The sequence below is a fragment of the Streptomyces sp. NPDC002209 genome, from assembly GCF_042890265.1.
Taxonomy (GTDB): domain Bacteria; phylum Actinomycetota; class Actinomycetes; order Streptomycetales; family Streptomycetaceae; genus Streptomyces.
Window position 1 is genome coordinate 17,187 of sequence record NZ_JBIARX010000011.1, and the last position, 16,190, is coordinate 33,376.

At 69.7% G+C, this 16,190-nt stretch carries 14 protein-coding genes; 13 read left to right on the forward strand and 1 reads right to left on the reverse strand.

The features are described from left to right. Window positions 1–4 precede the first annotated feature (4 nt). Genes ACFYXK_RS21980 through nuoN form a run of 13 tightly spaced genes read left to right on the forward strand, consistent with a single transcriptional unit; the run spans window position 5 to window position 15,471 of the window. Window positions 5–559: an NADH-quinone oxidoreductase subunit B family protein gene (locus ACFYXK_RS21980; RefSeq protein WP_030298030.1), complete on the forward strand. Its 555-nt coding sequence runs from the start codon at window positions 5–7 to the stop codon at window positions 557–559. Then, window positions 556–1,302, forward strand: a complete 747-nt coding sequence (locus ACFYXK_RS21985) for an NADH-quinone oxidoreductase subunit C (RefSeq protein WP_389412661.1) — start codon at window positions 556–558, stop codon at window positions 1,300–1,302. Before ACFYXK_RS21980 ends, ACFYXK_RS21985 begins: the two co-directional genes overlap by 4 nt. Beyond that, window positions 1,302–2,627 carry an NADH-quinone oxidoreductase subunit D gene (locus ACFYXK_RS21990; protein ID WP_389412662.1) on the forward strand — a complete coding sequence of 442 codons (1,326 nt, stop codon included), beginning with the start codon at window positions 1,302–1,304 and terminating at the stop codon, window positions 2,625–2,627. The genes ACFYXK_RS21985 and ACFYXK_RS21990 overlap by 1 nt, the downstream gene beginning before the upstream one ends. Continuing rightward, window positions 2,624–3,388, forward strand: a complete 765-nt coding sequence (nuoE, locus tag ACFYXK_RS21995; RefSeq protein WP_389412663.1) for an NADH-quinone oxidoreductase subunit NuoE — start codon at window positions 2,624–2,626, stop codon at window positions 3,386–3,388. The genes ACFYXK_RS21990 and nuoE overlap by 4 nt, the downstream gene beginning before the upstream one ends. Continuing rightward, complete coding sequence (nuoF, locus tag ACFYXK_RS22000; RefSeq protein WP_389412664.1) at window positions 3,385–4,734, forward strand: NADH-quinone oxidoreductase subunit NuoF; 1,350 nt, start codon at window positions 3,385–3,387, stop codon at window positions 4,732–4,734. The genes nuoE and nuoF overlap by 4 nt, the downstream gene beginning before the upstream one ends. Continuing rightward, window positions 4,731–7,238 carry an NADH-quinone oxidoreductase subunit G gene (locus tag ACFYXK_RS22005; protein WP_389412665.1) on the forward strand — a complete coding sequence of 836 codons (2,508 nt, stop codon included), beginning with the start codon at window positions 4,731–4,733 and terminating at the stop codon, window positions 7,236–7,238. The genes nuoF and ACFYXK_RS22005 overlap by 4 nt, the downstream gene beginning before the upstream one ends. Further along, window positions 7,235–8,605, forward strand: a complete 1,371-nt coding sequence (gene nuoH / locus ACFYXK_RS22010; protein WP_389412666.1) for an NADH-quinone oxidoreductase subunit NuoH — start codon at window positions 7,235–7,237, stop codon at window positions 8,603–8,605. The genes ACFYXK_RS22005 and nuoH overlap by 4 nt, the downstream gene beginning before the upstream one ends. Further along, complete coding sequence (gene nuoI / locus ACFYXK_RS22015; protein ID WP_389412667.1) at window positions 8,598–9,215, forward strand: NADH-quinone oxidoreductase subunit NuoI; 618 nt, start codon at window positions 8,598–8,600, stop codon at window positions 9,213–9,215. The genes nuoH and nuoI overlap by 8 nt, the downstream gene beginning before the upstream one ends. Then, window positions 9,212–10,021 carry an NADH-quinone oxidoreductase subunit J gene (locus tag ACFYXK_RS22020; protein WP_383514300.1) on the forward strand — a complete coding sequence of 270 codons (810 nt, stop codon included), beginning with the start codon at window positions 9,212–9,214 and terminating at the stop codon, window positions 10,019–10,021. The genes nuoI and ACFYXK_RS22020 overlap by 4 nt, the downstream gene beginning before the upstream one ends. After that, window positions 10,018–10,317: an NADH-quinone oxidoreductase subunit NuoK gene (gene nuoK / locus ACFYXK_RS22025; protein WP_054223348.1), complete on the forward strand. Its 300-nt coding sequence runs from the start codon at window positions 10,018–10,020 to the stop codon at window positions 10,315–10,317. Before ACFYXK_RS22020 ends, nuoK begins: the two co-directional genes overlap by 4 nt. Window positions 10,318–10,329: 12 nt before the next feature. Beyond that, complete coding sequence (nuoL, locus tag ACFYXK_RS22030; RefSeq protein WP_389412668.1) at window positions 10,330–12,225, forward strand: NADH-quinone oxidoreductase subunit L; 1,896 nt, start codon at window positions 10,330–10,332, stop codon at window positions 12,223–12,225. 1 nt (window position 12,226) lies between these two features. Beyond that, the gene (locus ACFYXK_RS22035; RefSeq protein WP_389412669.1) at window positions 12,227–13,819 is read left to right on the forward strand and encodes an NADH-quinone oxidoreductase subunit M; all 1,593 of its coding nucleotides are present in this window, start codon (window positions 12,227–12,229) and stop codon (window positions 13,817–13,819) included. Window positions 13,820–13,824: 5 nt separating this feature from the next. Then, entirely contained in the window at window positions 13,825–15,471 is a 1,647-nt protein-coding gene (gene nuoN / locus ACFYXK_RS22040) for an NADH-quinone oxidoreductase subunit NuoN (RefSeq protein WP_389412670.1), read from the forward strand. Between the two features lie 59 nt (window positions 15,472–15,530). On the opposite strand, the gene ACFYXK_RS22045 is transcribed toward nuoN, so the two are convergent. Further along, a complete protein-coding gene (locus ACFYXK_RS22045) occupies window positions 15,531–16,112 on the reverse strand; it encodes a Uma2 family endonuclease (protein ID WP_389412671.1) in 582 nt (193 codons plus the stop codon). Between the last annotated feature and the right edge of the window lie 78 nt (window positions 16,113–16,190).

Below are 16,190 nucleotides of genomic sequence, written 5' to 3' on the forward strand. Positions count from 1 at the left end.
TCCCATGGGACTGGAAGAGAAGCTGCCGAGCGGCTTTCTGCTGACCACCGTCGAACAGGCCGCGGGCTGGGTGCGCAAGTCATCCGTCTTCCCCGCGACCTTCGGCCTGGCCTGTTGCGCCATCGAGATGATGACCACCGGAGCGGGCCGGTACGACCTCGCCCGCTTCGGCATGGAGGTCTTCCGCGGCTCCCCGCGCCAGGCCGATCTGATGATCGTGGCCGGCCGGGTCAGCCAGAAGATGGCGCCGGTGCTGCGGCAGGTGTACGACCAGATGCCCGCTCCCAAATGGGTCATCTCCATGGGGGTTTGTGCATCTTCGGGCGGAATGTTCAACAACTACGCGATCGTCCAGGGCGTCGACCACATCGTCCCCGTGGACATCTATCTGCCCGGCTGCCCGCCCCGCCCCGAGATGCTGATCGACGCGATCCTCAAGCTCCACCAGAAGATCCAGGGCGGAAAGCTCGGCGTGAACCGGGAAGAGGCGGCCCGCGAGGCGGAGGCGGCGGCCCTCAAGGCGCTTCCCACGATCGAGATGAAGGGGCTGCTCCGGTGAGCGACACGAGCGAAAACACCCCGGGCACCGGCGACAACGGCAACGGGAACAACGTTCCTGCCCCGAGGGGCTCCGCCGGCGGCCCCGAGGTGATCGGCGTCCGCAAGGGCATGTTCGGGGCCCGGGGCGGCGGTGACACCAGCGGCTACGGCGGCCTCGTCCGCACCGTGGCCATGCCCGGCGCGAGCCACCGCCCGTACGGCTCCTACTTCGACGAGGTCGTCGACGAGCTCGAAGGGGCACTGGAGGAGCAGGACCTGCTCCCGGAGAACGCGATCGAGAAGGTCGTCGTCGACCGGGGCGAGCTGACGCTCCACATCGCCCGCGAGCACCTCGTCCGCGTCGCGAAGACCCTGCGCGACGACCCGGCCCTGCGCTTCGAGCTCTGCACCGGCGTCTCGGGGGTCCACTTCCCCGACGACAAGAGCCGCGAGCTGCACGCCGTCTACCACCTGCGCTCCATCACCCACGGCCGGGTGGTGCGCCTGGAGGTGGGCACCCCGGACGCCGACCCGCACATCCCGTCGCTCGTCTCCGTCTACCCGACGAACGACTGGCACGAGCGCGAGACCTACGACTTCTTCGGCCTGGTCTTCGACGGGCACCCGGCGCTCACCCGGATCATGATGCCGGACGACTGGCAGGGCTTCCCGCAGCGCAAGGACTACCCGCTCGGCGGCATCCCCATCGAGTACAAGGGCGCCCAGATCCCGGCTCCCGACCAGCGGAGGTCGTACAGCTGATGTCTACGTCAAACCACGCCTCCGCTCGCGAGACGACCGAAGGCACCGTGTACACCGTCACCGGCGGCGACTGGGACGAGATCGTCCAGTCCGCCGCCAAGGCCGACGACGAGCGGATCGTCGTCAACATGGGTCCGCAGCACCCGTCCACCCACGGAGTGCTCCGGCTGATCCTGGAGATCGACGGGGAAACGGTCACGGAGGCCCGCTGCGGCATCGGCTACCTGCACACCGGCATCGAGAAGAACCTCGAATTCCGGAACTGGACGCAGGGCACCACCTTCGTGACGCGCATGGACTACCTGACGCCGTTCTTCAACGAGACGGCGTACTGCCTCGGCGTCGAGAAGCTGCTCGGCATCACCGACCAGATCCCGGACCGCGCCACCGTCATCCGCGTCCTGCTGATGGAGCTCAACCGGCTCTCCTCCCACCTGGTGTGCATCGCCACCGGCGGCATGGAGCTGGGCGCGACCACGATCATGATCTACGGCTTCCGCGACCGCGAGCTGATCCTCGACATCTTCGAGCTGATCACCGGCCTGCGCATGAACCACGCGTTCGTCCGCCCCGGCGGACTCGCCCAGGACCTGCCCCCGGGCGCCGTCGACCAGCTGCGCGACTTCCTCAAGACCATGAAGAAGAACCTGCCGGAGTACGACAAGCTCGCCACCGGCAACCCCATCTTCAAGGCCCGCATGCAGGACGTCGGCTACCTCGACCTCACCGGCTGCATGGCGCTCGGCGCCACCGGCCCGATCCTGCGCTCCGCCGGCCTGCCGCACGACCTGCGCAAGGCGGATCCGTACTGCGGCTACGAGACCTACGAGTTCGACGTGCCGACCACCGAGACCTGCGACTCCTACGGGCGCTTCCTGGTCCGCCTGGAGGAGATGCGCCAGTCCCTGCGGATCGTCGAGCAGTGCCTGGAACGGCTCGAGCCGGGCCCGGTCATGGTCGCCGACAAGAAGATCGCCTGGCCGGCGCAGCTCGCGATGGGCCCGGACGGCCTCGGCAACTCGCTCGACCACATCAAGAACATCATGGGCACCTCCATGGAGGCCCTCATCCACCACTTCAAGCTGGTGACCGAGGGCTTCCGGGTGCCGGCCGGACAGGCCTACGCGGCCGTCGAGTCCCCGAAGGGCGAACTCGGCGTCCACGTCGTCTCCGACGGCGGCACCCGCCCCTACCGGGTCCACTTCCGCGACCCGTCCTTCACCAACCTGCAGGCCATGGCCGCGATGTGCGAGGGCGGCCAGGTCGCCGACGTCATCGTCGCCGTCGCCTCCATCGACCCCGTGATGGGAGGCGTCGACCGATGACAGCCAATCCGACCGGTCAAGGGGTGAGTCTGGGCATGCCCCAGCTTCCGGCCCCCGATTTCCCGGCCGACGTACGCGCCCGGCTCGAAGCGGACGCGAAGGAGGTCATCGCCCGCTACCCCGACAGCCGCTCCGCGCTGCTGCCGCTGCTGCACCTGACCCAGTCGGAAGAGGGGTACGTCTCCCGCACCGGCATCCGGTTCTGCGCCGAGGTCCTCGGGCTGACCACCGCCGAGGTCACCGCCGTCGCCACCTTCTACACGATGTACCGGCGGCGGCCCTCCGGCGACTACCAGGTCGGCGTCTGCACGAACACCCTGTGCGCGGTCATGGGCGGCGACGCCATCTTCGACGAGCTCAAGCAGCACCTCGGGGTCGGCAACAACGAGACCACCCCCGACGGCAAGGTGACCCTCGAGCACATCGAGTGCAACGCGGCCTGCGACTACGCCCCCGTGGTGATGGTCAACTGGGAGTTCTTCGACAACCAGACCCCCGAGTCCGCCAAGGCGATGGTCGACGACCTGATCGCCGGCCGTCCCGTCGCGCCGACCCGGGGCGCGCCGCTGTGCACGTACAAGGAGACCGCCCGGATCCTGGCCGGCTTCCCGGACGCGCGCGAGGGTGTGGTCGAGGCGAGCGGCGGCGCCGGCCCCGCCTCCCTGATCGGCCTGCGCATCGCGCGCGGCGAGAGCACGCAGCTCGGCAAGGTCGTGCACCCGCGTGGTGAGGCTTCGGCTGCCACCGAGGAGGGGGAGTGATGACGGTGACTGCCGAAATGCATGAGAACGGCGCCCCGGAGAAGCTGCTGGCGCCCGTGCTGTCGGCGTTCTGGGACGAGCCGCAGTCGTGGACGCTGGACACCTACCGGCGGCACGAGGGGTACGAGGGCCTGCGCAAGGCGCTCGCGATGACCCCGGACGATCTCATCGCATACGTGAAGGACTCCGGTCTGCGCGGCCGCGGCGGCGCGGGCTTCCCCACCGGAATGAAGTGGCAGTTCATCCCGCAGGGCGACGGAAAGCCGCACTACCTCGTCGTGAACGCGGACGAGTCGGAGCCGGGAACCTGCAAGGACATCCCCCTTCTCTTCGCCAACCCACATTCCCTCATCGAGGGAATGATCATTGCCTGCTACGCGATCCGGTCGGAGCACGCCTTCATCTACCTGCGCGGCGAGGTCGTGCCGGTACTGCGGCGCCTGCACGAGGCGGTGCGCGAGGCGTACGAGGCCGGCTACCTCGGGGAGAACGTTCTCGGGAGCGGACTGAAGCTCGACATCACGGTGCACGCGGGGGCGGGCGCGTACATCTGCGGCGAGGAGACGGCACTCCTCGACTCCCTCGAAGGCCGGCGCGGTCAGCCCCGGCTGCGTCCCCCCTTCCCCGCCGTCGAGGGGCTCTACGCGTGCCCCACTGTCGTCAACAACGTGGAGTCGATCGCCTCGGTTCCCGCGATCCTGAACAAGGGCAAGGACTGGTTCAAGTCGATGGGGACCGAGAAGTCCCCCGGCTTCACCCTGTACTCGCTCTCAGGGCACGTCGCCGGACCCGGCCAGTACGAGGCCCCGCTCGGCATCACCCTGCGCCAGCTGCTCGACATGAGCGGCGGGATGCGCCCCGGGCACCGGCTGAAGTTCTGGACCCCGGGCGGCTCGTCCACCCCCATGTTCACGGACGAGCACCTGGACGTCCCGCTGGACTACGAGGGCGTCGGCGCGGCCGGCTCCATGCTCGGCACCAAGGCCCTCCAGTGCTTCGACGAGACGACCTGCGTGGTGCGGGCCGTCACCCGCTGGACCGAGTTCTACGCCCACGAGTCCTGCGGCAAGTGCACCCCCTGCCGCGAAGGCACGTACTGGCTGGTCCAGTTGCTGCGCGACATCGAGGCCGGCAAGGGCGTCATGTCCGACCTCGACAAGCTGAACGACATCGCCGACAACATCAACGGCAAGTCGTTCTGCGCGCTCGGCGACGGCGCCGCCAGCCCGATCTTCTCCTCGCTCAAGTACTTCCGCGAGGAGTACGAGCAGCACATCACGGGCAAGGGCTGCCCCTTCGACCCCAGGAAGTCGACCCTCTGGGCTGACACGGAGGTGAACGCATGACCGTCACCACTAATGCTCCGACCGGTGGCGGAGAGGCCGCCGTACCGCCCGAGGACCTGGTGTCCCTGACCATCGACGGCATCGAACTGTCGGTGCCCAAGGGGACCCTGGTCATCCGGGCCGCCGAGCAGATCGGCATCGAGATCCCGCGGTTCTGCGACCACCCCCTCCTCGACCCGGTCGGCGCCTGCCGCCAGTGCATCGTCGAGGTCGAGGGCCAGCGCAAGCCGATGGCGTCCTGCACCATCACCTGCACCGACGGCATGGTCGTCAAGACGCAGCTGACCTCCCCGGTCGCCGAGAAGTCCCAGCGCGGCGTGATGGAGCTGCTGCTCATCAACCACCCGCTGGACTGCCCGGTCTGCGACAAGGGCGGCGAGTGCCCGCTGCAGAACCAGGCGATGTCCCACGGGCAGAGCGACTCGCGTTTCGAGGGCAAGAAGCGCACGTACGAGAAGCCGGTCCCGATCTCCACCCAGGTGCTGCTCGACCGCGAGCGGTGCGTGCTGTGCGCGCGCTGCACCCGGTTCTCGACCCAGGTGGCCGGCGACCCGATGATCGAGCTGCTCGAGCGCGGCGCGCTCCAGCAGGTCGGCATCGGCGAGGGCGACCCCTTCGAGTCGTACTTCTCCGGCAACACCATCCAGATCTGCCCCGTCGGCGCCCTCACCTCGGCCGCCTACCGGTTCCGCTCCCGCCCGTTCGACCTCGTCTCCTCCCCGAGCGTGTGCGAGCACTGCGCGGGCGGCTGCGCGACCCGGACCGACCACCGCCGCGGCAAGGTGCTGCGCCGGATGGCCGCCGAGGACCCCGAGGTCAACGAGGAGTGGATCTGCGACAAGGGCCGCTTCGGGTTCCGCTACGCGCAGCGCCCCGACCGGCTCACCACCCCGCTGGTGCGCGGCACGGACGGGGTCCTCGCCCCGGCCAGCTGGCCCGAGGCCCTGGAGGCCGCGGCCGCCGGACTCGCCGCCGCGCGCGGCCGGGCCGGGGTCCTGACCGGCGGGCGGCTCACCGTCGAGGACGCGTACGCGTACGCCAAGTTCGCCCGCGTCGTCCTCGACACCAACGACATCGACTTCCGGGCCCGGATCCACAGCGCGGAGGAGGCCGAGTTCCTCGCCGCCACCGTCGCCGGCACCGGGAAGGACCTCGACGGCCGCGGTGTGACGTACGCGAAGCTGGAGGCGGCGCCCGCCGTCCTGCTCGCCGGCATCGAGTCCGAGGAGGAGGCCCCCGGCGTCTTCCTGCGGCTGCGCAAGGCCCACCGCAAGCACAAGCAGCGGACCTTCGCCCTCGCCCCGTACGCCACCCGCGGCCTGGAGAAGGCGGGCGGCACCCTGCTGGCCGCCGCCCCCGGCACCGAGCCCGAGTGGCTCGACGCGCTGGCCACCCGGACCGGCCTGGAGGCCGGCGGGGCCGGGGCCGCCGACGCGCTGCGGCAGGCCGGCGCGGTCATCGTCGTCGGGGAGCGCCTCGCCGGGGTGCCCGGCGCGCTGACCGCCGCCGTACGGGCCGCCGCGGCCACCGGCGCGCAGCTGGTGTGGATCCCGCGCCGGGCCGGTGAGCGGGCCGCCGTCGAGGCGGGCGCGCTGCCGTCCCTGCTGCCGGGGGCCCGTCCGGCCACCGATCCGCGGGCCCGCGACGAGGTCGCCACCGCCTGGGGGCTGGACGAGCTCCCGCACCGCTACGGCCGTGACACCGGCCAGATCGTCGAGGCCGCGGCCGGCCGCGAGCTCTCGGCCCTGCTGGTCGCCGGCGTCGAGGTCGCGGACCTGCCGGATCCGGCCCGGGCGCTGGTCGCCCTCCAGGAGGCCTTCGTGGTCTCGCTGGAACTGCGGCCCGGCCAGGTCACCGACCACGCCGACGTGGTCTTCCCGGTCGCCGCGGTCGCCGAGAAGGCCGGCGCGTTCATCAACTGGGAGGGCAGGGTCCGGCCGTTCGAGGCCGCGCTCAAGCCCGACCAGATGACCCGCAGGCTCGCCCCCGCCGACGCCCGCGTGCTGCACATGCTGGCCGACGCGGCCGACCGGCCGATCGCGCTGCCCGACGTACACGCCGTACGCCGCGAGCTCGACGCGCTCGGCCCGTGGACCGGGGAGCGGGCCGCAGGGCAGTCCGCGGACACCGCGCCGCTGCCCCGCCCCGGGGCGGGCGAAGCGGTCCTCGCGGGCCACCGGCTCCTCCTCGACCAGGGCCGGCTCCAGGAGGGCGACGACGCCCTGGCCGGCACCCGGCACGAGGCGAGCGCCCGGCTCTCGGCCGCCACGGCCGCCGAGACCGGCGTCAAGGACGGCGACGTCCTCGCGGTGACCGGCCCGGCCGGCTCGGTGGAACTGCCGCTGCGGATCACCGAGATGCCGGACCGCGTGGTCTGGCTCCCGCTGAACTCCACCGGCCACGGCGTCCTCGCCGACACCGGGGCCCACCCGGGCACCCTCGTACGGATCGGCCCGGCGACCCCGGCCGACAGCAGCGGCACCCCTGCGGAGGTGGGCGCGTGAACGCGGTACAGCTCGCGGCCGAGGACCTCTCCCTGTTCGGCAGGGACGTCTGGTGGCTGGTCGTCGTCAAGGCGGTGTTCTGCTTCGCCTTCCTGATGGTGACCGTGCTCTTCTCCATCGTGTGGGAGCGCAAGGTCGTCGCCTGGATGCAGCTGCGCATCGGCCCCAACCGGCACGGGCCCTGGGGCATGCTCCAGTCGCTCGCCGACGGCGTGAAGCTGATGCTCAAGGAAGACATCATCGTCAAGCGGGCCGACAAGGTGGTGTACGTCCTGGCCCCGATCATCGCGGCGATCCCGGCCTTCATGGCCATCGCGGTGATCCCCTTCGGCCCGGCCGACGACGAGGTCTCGATCTTCGGCCAGCGCACCACGATGCAGCTCACCGACCTGCCCATCGCGATGCTCTACATCCTCGCGGTCGCCTCCGTCGGCATCTACGGCATCGTCCTGGCCGGCTGGTCCTCGGGCTCGACGTACCCGCTGCTCGGCGGCCTGCGCTCCTGCGCGCAGATGATCTCGTACGAGATCGCGATGGGCGCGGCCTTCGCCTCCGTCTTCCTCTACTCCGGGTCGATGTCGACCTCGGCGATCGTGGAGGCGCAGGCCGACCGCTGGTACATCGTGCTGCTGCCGGTCTCGTTCATCATCTACGTGATCACGATGGTCGGCGAGACGAACCGGGCGCCGTTCGACATGCCGGAGTCCGAGGGCGACCTCGTCGGCGGCTTCAACACCGAGTACTCCTCCATCAAGTTCGCGCTGTTCATGCTGGCGGAGTACGTCAACATGGTCACCGTCTCGGCGGTCTCGGTCACCCTCTTCCTCGGCGGCTGGCGGGCCCCGTACCCGATCAGCCACTTCTGGGAGGGCGCGAACCACGGCTGGTGGCCGATGCTCTGGTTCGTCATCAAGGTCCAGCTGCTGCTGTTCTTCTTCATCTGGCTGCGCGGCACGCTGCCCCGCGTGCGCTACGACCAGCTGATGAAGCTCGGCTGGAAGGTCCTGATCCCGGTCTCCGTGGTCTGGCTGATGCTGGTGGCGACCGTCCGGGCGCTGCGCAACGAGAACTACGACTTCTCGGAGATCGTCCTGTACGTCGGCGGCGCCGTCGTCGCGATCCTGCTGCTGTCCTTCGTCGCGGACCTCTTCCGCGACCGGAAGGAGAAGGCGGCCGCCCAGCAGGCCGACGAGGCCTCCGCGGCCGAACCGTTCGACCCGCTGGCGGGCGGGTTCCCCGTACCGCCCAAGCCCGGCCAGCACCTGGCACCCGTACCTCGCAGGCGGCCCCGCAGTGAGCGGGAGCTGATTGTCAGTGGCGGGACGAATACTGACAGTGACCGAGAGGAGGGTGCTGAGAATGCCTGACGCGGAGCGGAACGAGAAGAACGAGAAGAACGACACCTGGCAGAACCCGGTGGCCGGCTTCGGCGTGACCTTCAAGGCCATGTTCAAGAAGCGCCTCACCGAGCAGTACCCGGAGCAGCAGAAGACGACCGCTCCGCGCTTCCACGGACGGCACCAGCTGAACCGGCACCCGGACGGTCTGGAGAAGTGCATCGGGTGCGAGCTGTGCGCCTGGGCCTGTCCCGCCGACGCCATCTACGTGGAGGGCGCGGACAACACCGAGGAGGAGCGGTACTCCCCGGGTGAGCGGTACGGCCGGGTCTACCAGATCAACTACGCCCGCTGCATCCTGTGCGGGCTGTGCATCGAGGCCTGCCCGACGCGGGCGCTGACGATGACGAACGAGTTCGAACTGGCCGACGCCAGCCGCGAATCGCTCATCTACACCAAGGAGCAGCTGCTCGCCGGCCTGACCGAGGGCATGGTGGAGTCGCCGCACTCGATCTTCCCCGGCATGGACGAGCAGGACTACTACCGCGGGCTGGTGACGGGGGCGGCTCCCGGGACGGTGCGCCAGACGGCCGTTTCGAAGGGCGAGCAGGCGGCGCCCTCCGAGGAGGTGCAGGCATGAGCGCCCTCGCAGCGGCCACCTCGACCTCCACGGGCGAGGCGGTCCAGTTCTGGGTCCTCGGCACCGTCGCCGTCATCGGCGCGCTGTCCACGATCCTGATGAAGAAGGCCGTGCACAGCGCGCTGAGCCTGGCCGGGACGATGATCATCCTGGCGGTCTTCTACCTCGCCAACGGGGCGTACTTCCTGGGCGTGGTCCAGGTCATCGTCTACACCGGCGCGATCATGATGCTCTTCCTCTTCGTGGTCATGCTCGTCGGCGTCACCGCCGCCGACTCGCTGAAGGAGACCCTCAAGGGGCAGCGCTGGCTGGCCGCCCTGTGCGGGCTCGGCTTCGGCGTCCTGCTGATCGCCGGCATCGCCAACGCCGGGCTCAGCCACTTCAACGGGCTCGGCCGGGTCAACTCCGCCGGGCACGTGGAGGGGCTGGCCACGCTGATCTTCACCAAGTACGTGTTCGCCTTCGAGATCACCGGCGCGCTGCTGATCACGGCCGCCGTCGGCGCGATGGTCCTCACCCACCGCGAGCGCACCGAGCGGGCCGCCACGCAGCGCGAGCTCGCCGAGCGGCGCGTGCGCGAGGGCGTGCAGCTCCCGCCGCTGCCCGCGCCCGGCGTCTACGCCCGGCACAACGCGGTGGACGTCGCCGGTCTGCTGCCGGACGGCACCCCGTCCGAGCTGACCGTCAACAAGACGCTGCGCGCCCGCGGCCAGATCCGGGACGTCTCCAGCGAGGCGCTGAACGACCTGAAGGCGCTGGAGCAGGCGTCGGCCGAGCGGCTCGGCCGTGAGGAGGCCTCGAAGTGAACCCGGTCAACTACCTGTACCTGTCGGCGCTGCTGTTCACCATCGGCGCCGCCGGAGTGCTGATCCGGAAGAACGCGATCGTGCTGTTCATGTGCATCGAGCTGATGCTCAACGCCTGCAACCTCGCCTTCGTCACCTTCTCCCGGATGCACGGCAACCTCGACGGCCAGATCATCGCCTTCTTCACGATGGTCGTCGCCGCCGCGGAGGTCGTGGTGGGCCTCGCGATCATCGTGTCGCTGTTCCGTACCCGCCACTCGGCCTCGGTCGATGACGCCAGCCTGATGAAGCTGTAAGGGGCGCTCACAGTGGAGAATCTGATTGGGCTGCTCATCGCGGCGCCCCTGCTCGGAGCGGCGGTGCTGCTCTGCGGCGGCCGCCGCCTCGACAAGGCCGGCCACTGGCTCGGCACCCTCCTCGCCGCCGCCTCCTTCGGGATCGGCGCGGCCCTGTTCGCGGACATGCTCGGACGCAGCGCCGACGACCGCACCCTGTACCAGAAGCTGTACACGTGGATCCCGGTCGAGGGCTTCCAGGCGGACGTCGCCTTCCAGCTCGACCAGCTGTCGATGAACTTCGTCCTGCTGATCACCGGGGTGGGCACGCTCATCCACGTGTACTCGATCGGGTACATGGAGCACGACGAGCGCCGCCGCCGCTTCTTCGGCTACCTCAACCTGTTCCTCGCGGCGATGCTGCTGCTGGTCCTCGCCGACAACTACCTGCTGCTGTACGTCGGGTGGGAGGGCGTCGGCCTCGCCTCGTACCTGCTCATCGGCTTCTGGCAGCACAAGCCCAGCGCGGCGACCGCCGCGAAGAAGGCCTTCCTGGTCAACCGGGTCGGCGACATGGGCCTGTCGATCGCGATCATGCTGCTGTTCACCACCTTCGGGACCTTCGCCTTCGGGCCGGTGTTCGCCTCCGTGGGCAACGCCACCGAGGGCAAGCTGACGGCGATCGCCCTGATGCTGCTGCTCGCCGCGTGCGGCAAGTCGGCCCAGGTGCCGCTGCAGTCCTGGCTCGGCGACGCGATGGAGGGCCCGACCCCGGTCTCGGCCCTGATCCACGCGGCGACCATGGTGACGGCGGGCGTGTACCTGATCGTCCGCTCGGCCGCCGTCTTCAACGGGGCGCCGGACGCCCAGCTGGTGGTCACCATCGTGGGCGCGGTCACGCTGCTCTTCGGTGCGATCGTCGGTTGCGCGAAGGACGACATCAAGAAGGCCCTCGCCGGGTCGACGATGTCGCAGATCGGCTACATGATCCTGGCGGCGGGCCTCGGCCCCGTCGGGTACGTCTTCGCGATCATGCACCTGGTGACGCACGGCTTCTTCAAGGCCGGCCTCTTCCTCGGCGCGGGTTCCGTCATGCACGGGATGAACGACGAGGTGGACATGCGCAAGTACGGCGCCCTGCGCAAGTACATGCCGGTCACCTTCGTCACCTTCGGCCTCGGCTACCTGGCGATCATCGGCTTCCCCGGTCTGTCCGGCTTCTTCTCCAAGGACATGATCATCGAGGCGGCCTTCGCCAAGGGCGGCACCCAGGGCTGGATCCTCGGCGGGGTCGCCCTGCTGGGTGCCGGCATCACCGCCTTCTACATGACCCGGGTCATGCTCCTCACCTTCTTCGGGGACAAGCGCTGGCAGCCGGACGCGAACGGCCACGACCCGCACCCGCACGAGTCCCCGAAGTCCATGACGATCCCGATGGTCATCCTGGCGTTCGGGTCGGTCTTCGCCGGCGCGTTCTTCGAGATCGGCGAGCGCTTCCTGAAGTGGCTGGAGCCCGTCACCGGTTACGAGCACGGCAACTCGCCGGTCAGCGCCATGACGGTGACCGCGTCCACCATGGTCGTCCTGGTCGTCGGCGTCGGCATCGCCTGGTCGATGTACGGCCGCAGGCCCGTGCCGGTGCTCGCTCCGCGCGGCTCGCTCCTCACCCGGGCGGCCCGGCGGGACCTGCTCCAGGACGACTTCAACCACGTCGTGCTGGTGCGCGGCGGGGAGCACCTGACCCGCTCGCTCGTGTACGTCGACCACAGCCTGGTCGACGGGGTGGTCAACGGGACGGCCGCCTCGGTCGGCGGACTGTCGGGCCGGCTGCGCAAGCTGCAGAACGGCTACGCCCGCAGCTACGCGGTCTCGATGTTCGGGGGCACGGCGATCCTCATCGCCGCGACCCTGCTGATGAGGGCGGTGTGAGATGAGTTTCCCGCTTCTGACGGTGACGGCCGCGGTCCCCGCGGTCGGCGCCGTCCTGACGGCGGCCGTCCCGGCCGCCCGCAGGACCGCCGCCAAGTGGCTGGCGCTGCTGTTCTCGCTGGCGACGCTGGCCCTGGCCGTGCTCGTCGCGGTCCGTTTCGAACCCGGTGGCGCCCGCTACCAGCTCACCGAATCACACGCCTGGATCGCCGACTTCGGCGTCCGCTACGAACTGGGCGTCGACGGCATCGGGGTGGCGCTGATCGCGCTCACCGCCCTGCTGATCCCGTTCGTGATCGCGGCCGGCTGGAACGACGCCGACCCCCTGGAGACGCAGTCCACGCGCTGGCGGCCGACACAGGGCTTCTTCGCCCTGATCCTGCTGGTCGAGGCGATGGTGATCATCTCCTTCGAGGCCACCGACGTCTTCCTCTTCTACATCTTCTTCGAAGCCATGCTCATCCCGATGTACTTCCTCATCGGCGGCTTCGGGGACCGGGCCCACACGGGGTCCGACGAGAACGCGGCCGCGCAGCGCTCGTACGCGGCGGTCAAGTTCCTCCTGTACAACCTGGTCGGCGGCCTGATCATGCTGGCCGCGGTCATCGGGCTGTACGTGGTCGCCGGGAACTTCTCGCTCCAGGAGATCGCCGCCGCCCGGGCCGCGGGCACGCTCGACATGACGACCAACACCGAGCGGCTGCTGTTCCTCGGGTTCTTCTTCGCCTTCGCGGTGAAGGCCCCGCTGTGGCCGCTGCACACCTGGCTGCCGAACGCGATGGGCGAGTCCACCGCCCCGGTCGCCGTACTGATCACCGCGGTCGTCGACAAGGTCGGCACCTTCGCGATGCTCCGCTTCTGCCTCGGGCTGTTCCCCGACGCCAGCAAGTGGGCCACGCCGGTGATCCTCGTACTGGCCCTGATCAGCATCGTCTACGGCGCGCTGGTCGCGGTCGGGCAGCGGGACATCAAGCGGCTGGTCGCGTACGCCTCGATCTCCCACTTCGGGTTCATCATCATGGGCATCTTCGCGATGACCTCCCAGGGGCAGTCGGGCGCGACGCTGTACATGGTCAACCACGGGCTCTCGACGGCCGCGCTGATGCTGGTGGCCGGCTTCCTGATCTCGCGCCGCGGCTCCCGGCTCATCGCCGACTACGGCGGTGTGCAGAAGGTGGCCCCGGTACTGGCCGGCACCTTCCTGATCGGCGGCCTCGCCACCCTGTCGCTGCCGGGCCTCGCGCCCTTCGTCAGTGAATTCCTGGTCCTGGTCGGCACGTTCGCCCGGTACCCGGTCATCGGCATCATCGCCACCATCGGCATCGTGCTGGCCGCGCTCTACACCCTGGTGCTCTACCAGCGCACGATGACCGGTCCCGTGACGGAGGAGGTCCGCCCGATGAAGGACCTGCGCCTGCGGGAGGTACTGGTGGTCGCCCCGCTGATCGCGCTGCTGATCGCACTGGGCGTGTACCCGAAGCCGCTCACCGAGATCGTCAACCCGGCCGTGGAGTACACCATGTCCGACGTACACCAGAAGGACCCGAAGCCAGAGGTGGCCGTCGAGGCCAAGAACGGGGAGGCGGCGAAGTGAGCACCATGGCTGCTGCCCAAGGGCTGCTGACGCTGGCGGCCGCGGAACCGGCCGACCGGATCCCGGCCCCGCACATCGAGTACGCGCAGCTCGCGCCCACGCTGATCGTGGTGGGCGCGGCGATCGTCGGAGTCCTCGTCGAGGCCTTCGTACCGCGCAAGTCCCGCTACTACGTCCAGGTGTTCCTCGCCGTCGCCGCGCTGGCCTCGGCCTTCGCGGCGGTCGTCGGCCTGGCCGCCGGCGGGTACGCGAGCGACAAGGCGCACATCGCGGCGATGGGCGCGGTGGCCGTGGACGGCCCGGCGCTGTTCCTGCAGGGGACCATCCTGCTGGCCTCGATCGTCGCGGTCTTCACCTTCGCCGAGCGGCGCCTGGACCCGGCCGCACACGGCAACCGGGTGGACTCCTTCGCCGCGCAGGCTGCGTCCGTACCGGGCAGCGAGAGCGAGAAGGCCGCCGTCAAGGCGGGCTTCACCACCACCGAGGTCTTCCCGCTGGTGCTGTTCGCGATCTCCGGGATGCTGATCTTCCCGGCGGCCGACGACCTGCTGACGCTGTTCGTGGCCCTCGAGGTCTTCTCCCTCCCGCTGTACCTGCTCTGCGCCGTCGCCCGCCGCCAGCGGCTGATGTCGCAGGAGGCGGCGGTCAAGTACTTCCTGCTCGGGGCCTTCTCCTCGGCCTTCCTGCTCTTCGGCATCGCGCTGGTCTACGGGTACGCGGGCTCGGTCTCGTACGCGGCCATCGCCGACGTGGTCGACGGCACCGTCACGAAGATCGACCCGGCGCTCGCCGACACCATGGGCAACGACGCGCTGCTGCTGATCGGCGGCGCGCTGATCCTGATGGGCCTGCTCTTCAAGGTCGGCGCGGTCCCGTTCCACATGTGGACCCCGGACGTCTACCAGGGCGCTCCGACCCCGGTCACGGGATTCATGGCGGCGGCTACGAAGGTGGCCGCGTTCGGCGCGCTGCTGCGCCTGCTGTACGTGGTCCTCCCGGGCCTGCGGTGGGACTGGCGGCCGGTCATGTGGGGCGTGGCCATCGTGACGATGCTGGCCGGCGCGGTGATCGCGGTGACCCAGACCGACGTCAAGCGCCTGCTGGCGTACTCCTCGATCGCGCACGCGGGCTTCATCCTGGCCGGTGTGATCGCGACGTCGGCGCAGGGCGTCCAGTCCGTCCTCTTCTACCTGCTCGCCTACTCCTTCGTGACGATCGGCGCCTTCGCGGTGGTCACGCTGGTGCGCGACGCGGGCGGCGAGGCGACGCACCTGTCCAAGTGGGCGGGCCTGGGCCGCCGTTCCCCGATGACGGCGGCGGTCTTCGCGGTGTTCCTGCTGGCCTTCGCCGGCATCCCGCTGACGTCCGGCTTCGCCGGCAAGTTCGCCGTGTTCAAGGCGGCGGCGGAGGGCGGCGCGGGTGTGCTGGTCGTGGTCGGTGTCATCTCGTCCGCTATCGCCGCGTTCTTCTACATCCGGGTGATCGTCCTGATGTTCTTCAGCGAGCCCAAGCCGGACGGCCCGACGGTGGCCGTCCCGTCGCCGCTGACGATGACGACCATCGCGGTGGGCGTGGCGGTGACCCTGGTCCTGGGTGTGGCCCCGCAGTACTTCCTGGACCTGGCGGGCCAGGCGAGCACGTTCGTCCGCTGACGCCCGCGACACGACTGGGCCCGGCTCCCTTGGGGGGAGCCGGGCCCAGGTGCGTTTCCTCACCGGGCAGCCGTGAGGTCGAGGTCAATGCCGCACGGCACCGAAACTTCGAGCCGGTCACGGAAGATGCCGGTGGCCACGTACGCCTGTGTGGCCGGGTCGAGTTCGTACACGTGGACCACGGCTCGGCCGTCGTCGTTCTCCACCCGCCAGAGGTGCGGGATCTCGGCGCGGGCGTACTTGAGCGGCTTGCTGTGCCGGTCGCGCGGGAGGGAATCGAGGGAGACGACCTCGACGGCGAGCCGCACGAACTCTGCAGGAAGGCGGGTCTGCTCCATGCTCTGGATGGCAGCTTCGTCGACCACGATGACATCGGGCTCGAGCCGGTTGTGACGGTCGATGTCGATCGTGAACTCGCGCATGACCTCAAGCCTCGGTGGGATCAGCGCCTCGAGGCGGTAGTTGATGAAGCTGACCGTCCGCATGTGGAAGAGGGTCTGCGGACTCCTGAAGACCAGGCTTCCGTCGATCAGTTCGGTGTGCGGCGGCAAGTCGGGGAGAAGGTCGAGGTCGTCTGCCGTCCAGCCGACCGTAGGGGGGATCGGCCAGCGATATGCCGACTCGATGTCCTCGGGTTCCATGCAGGGGAGTCTCCCGGGCTCGCCGGACTATCGCCGGAGATCCTTCCGGGCCCGTCCACACGTGTGAACGGGCCCGGA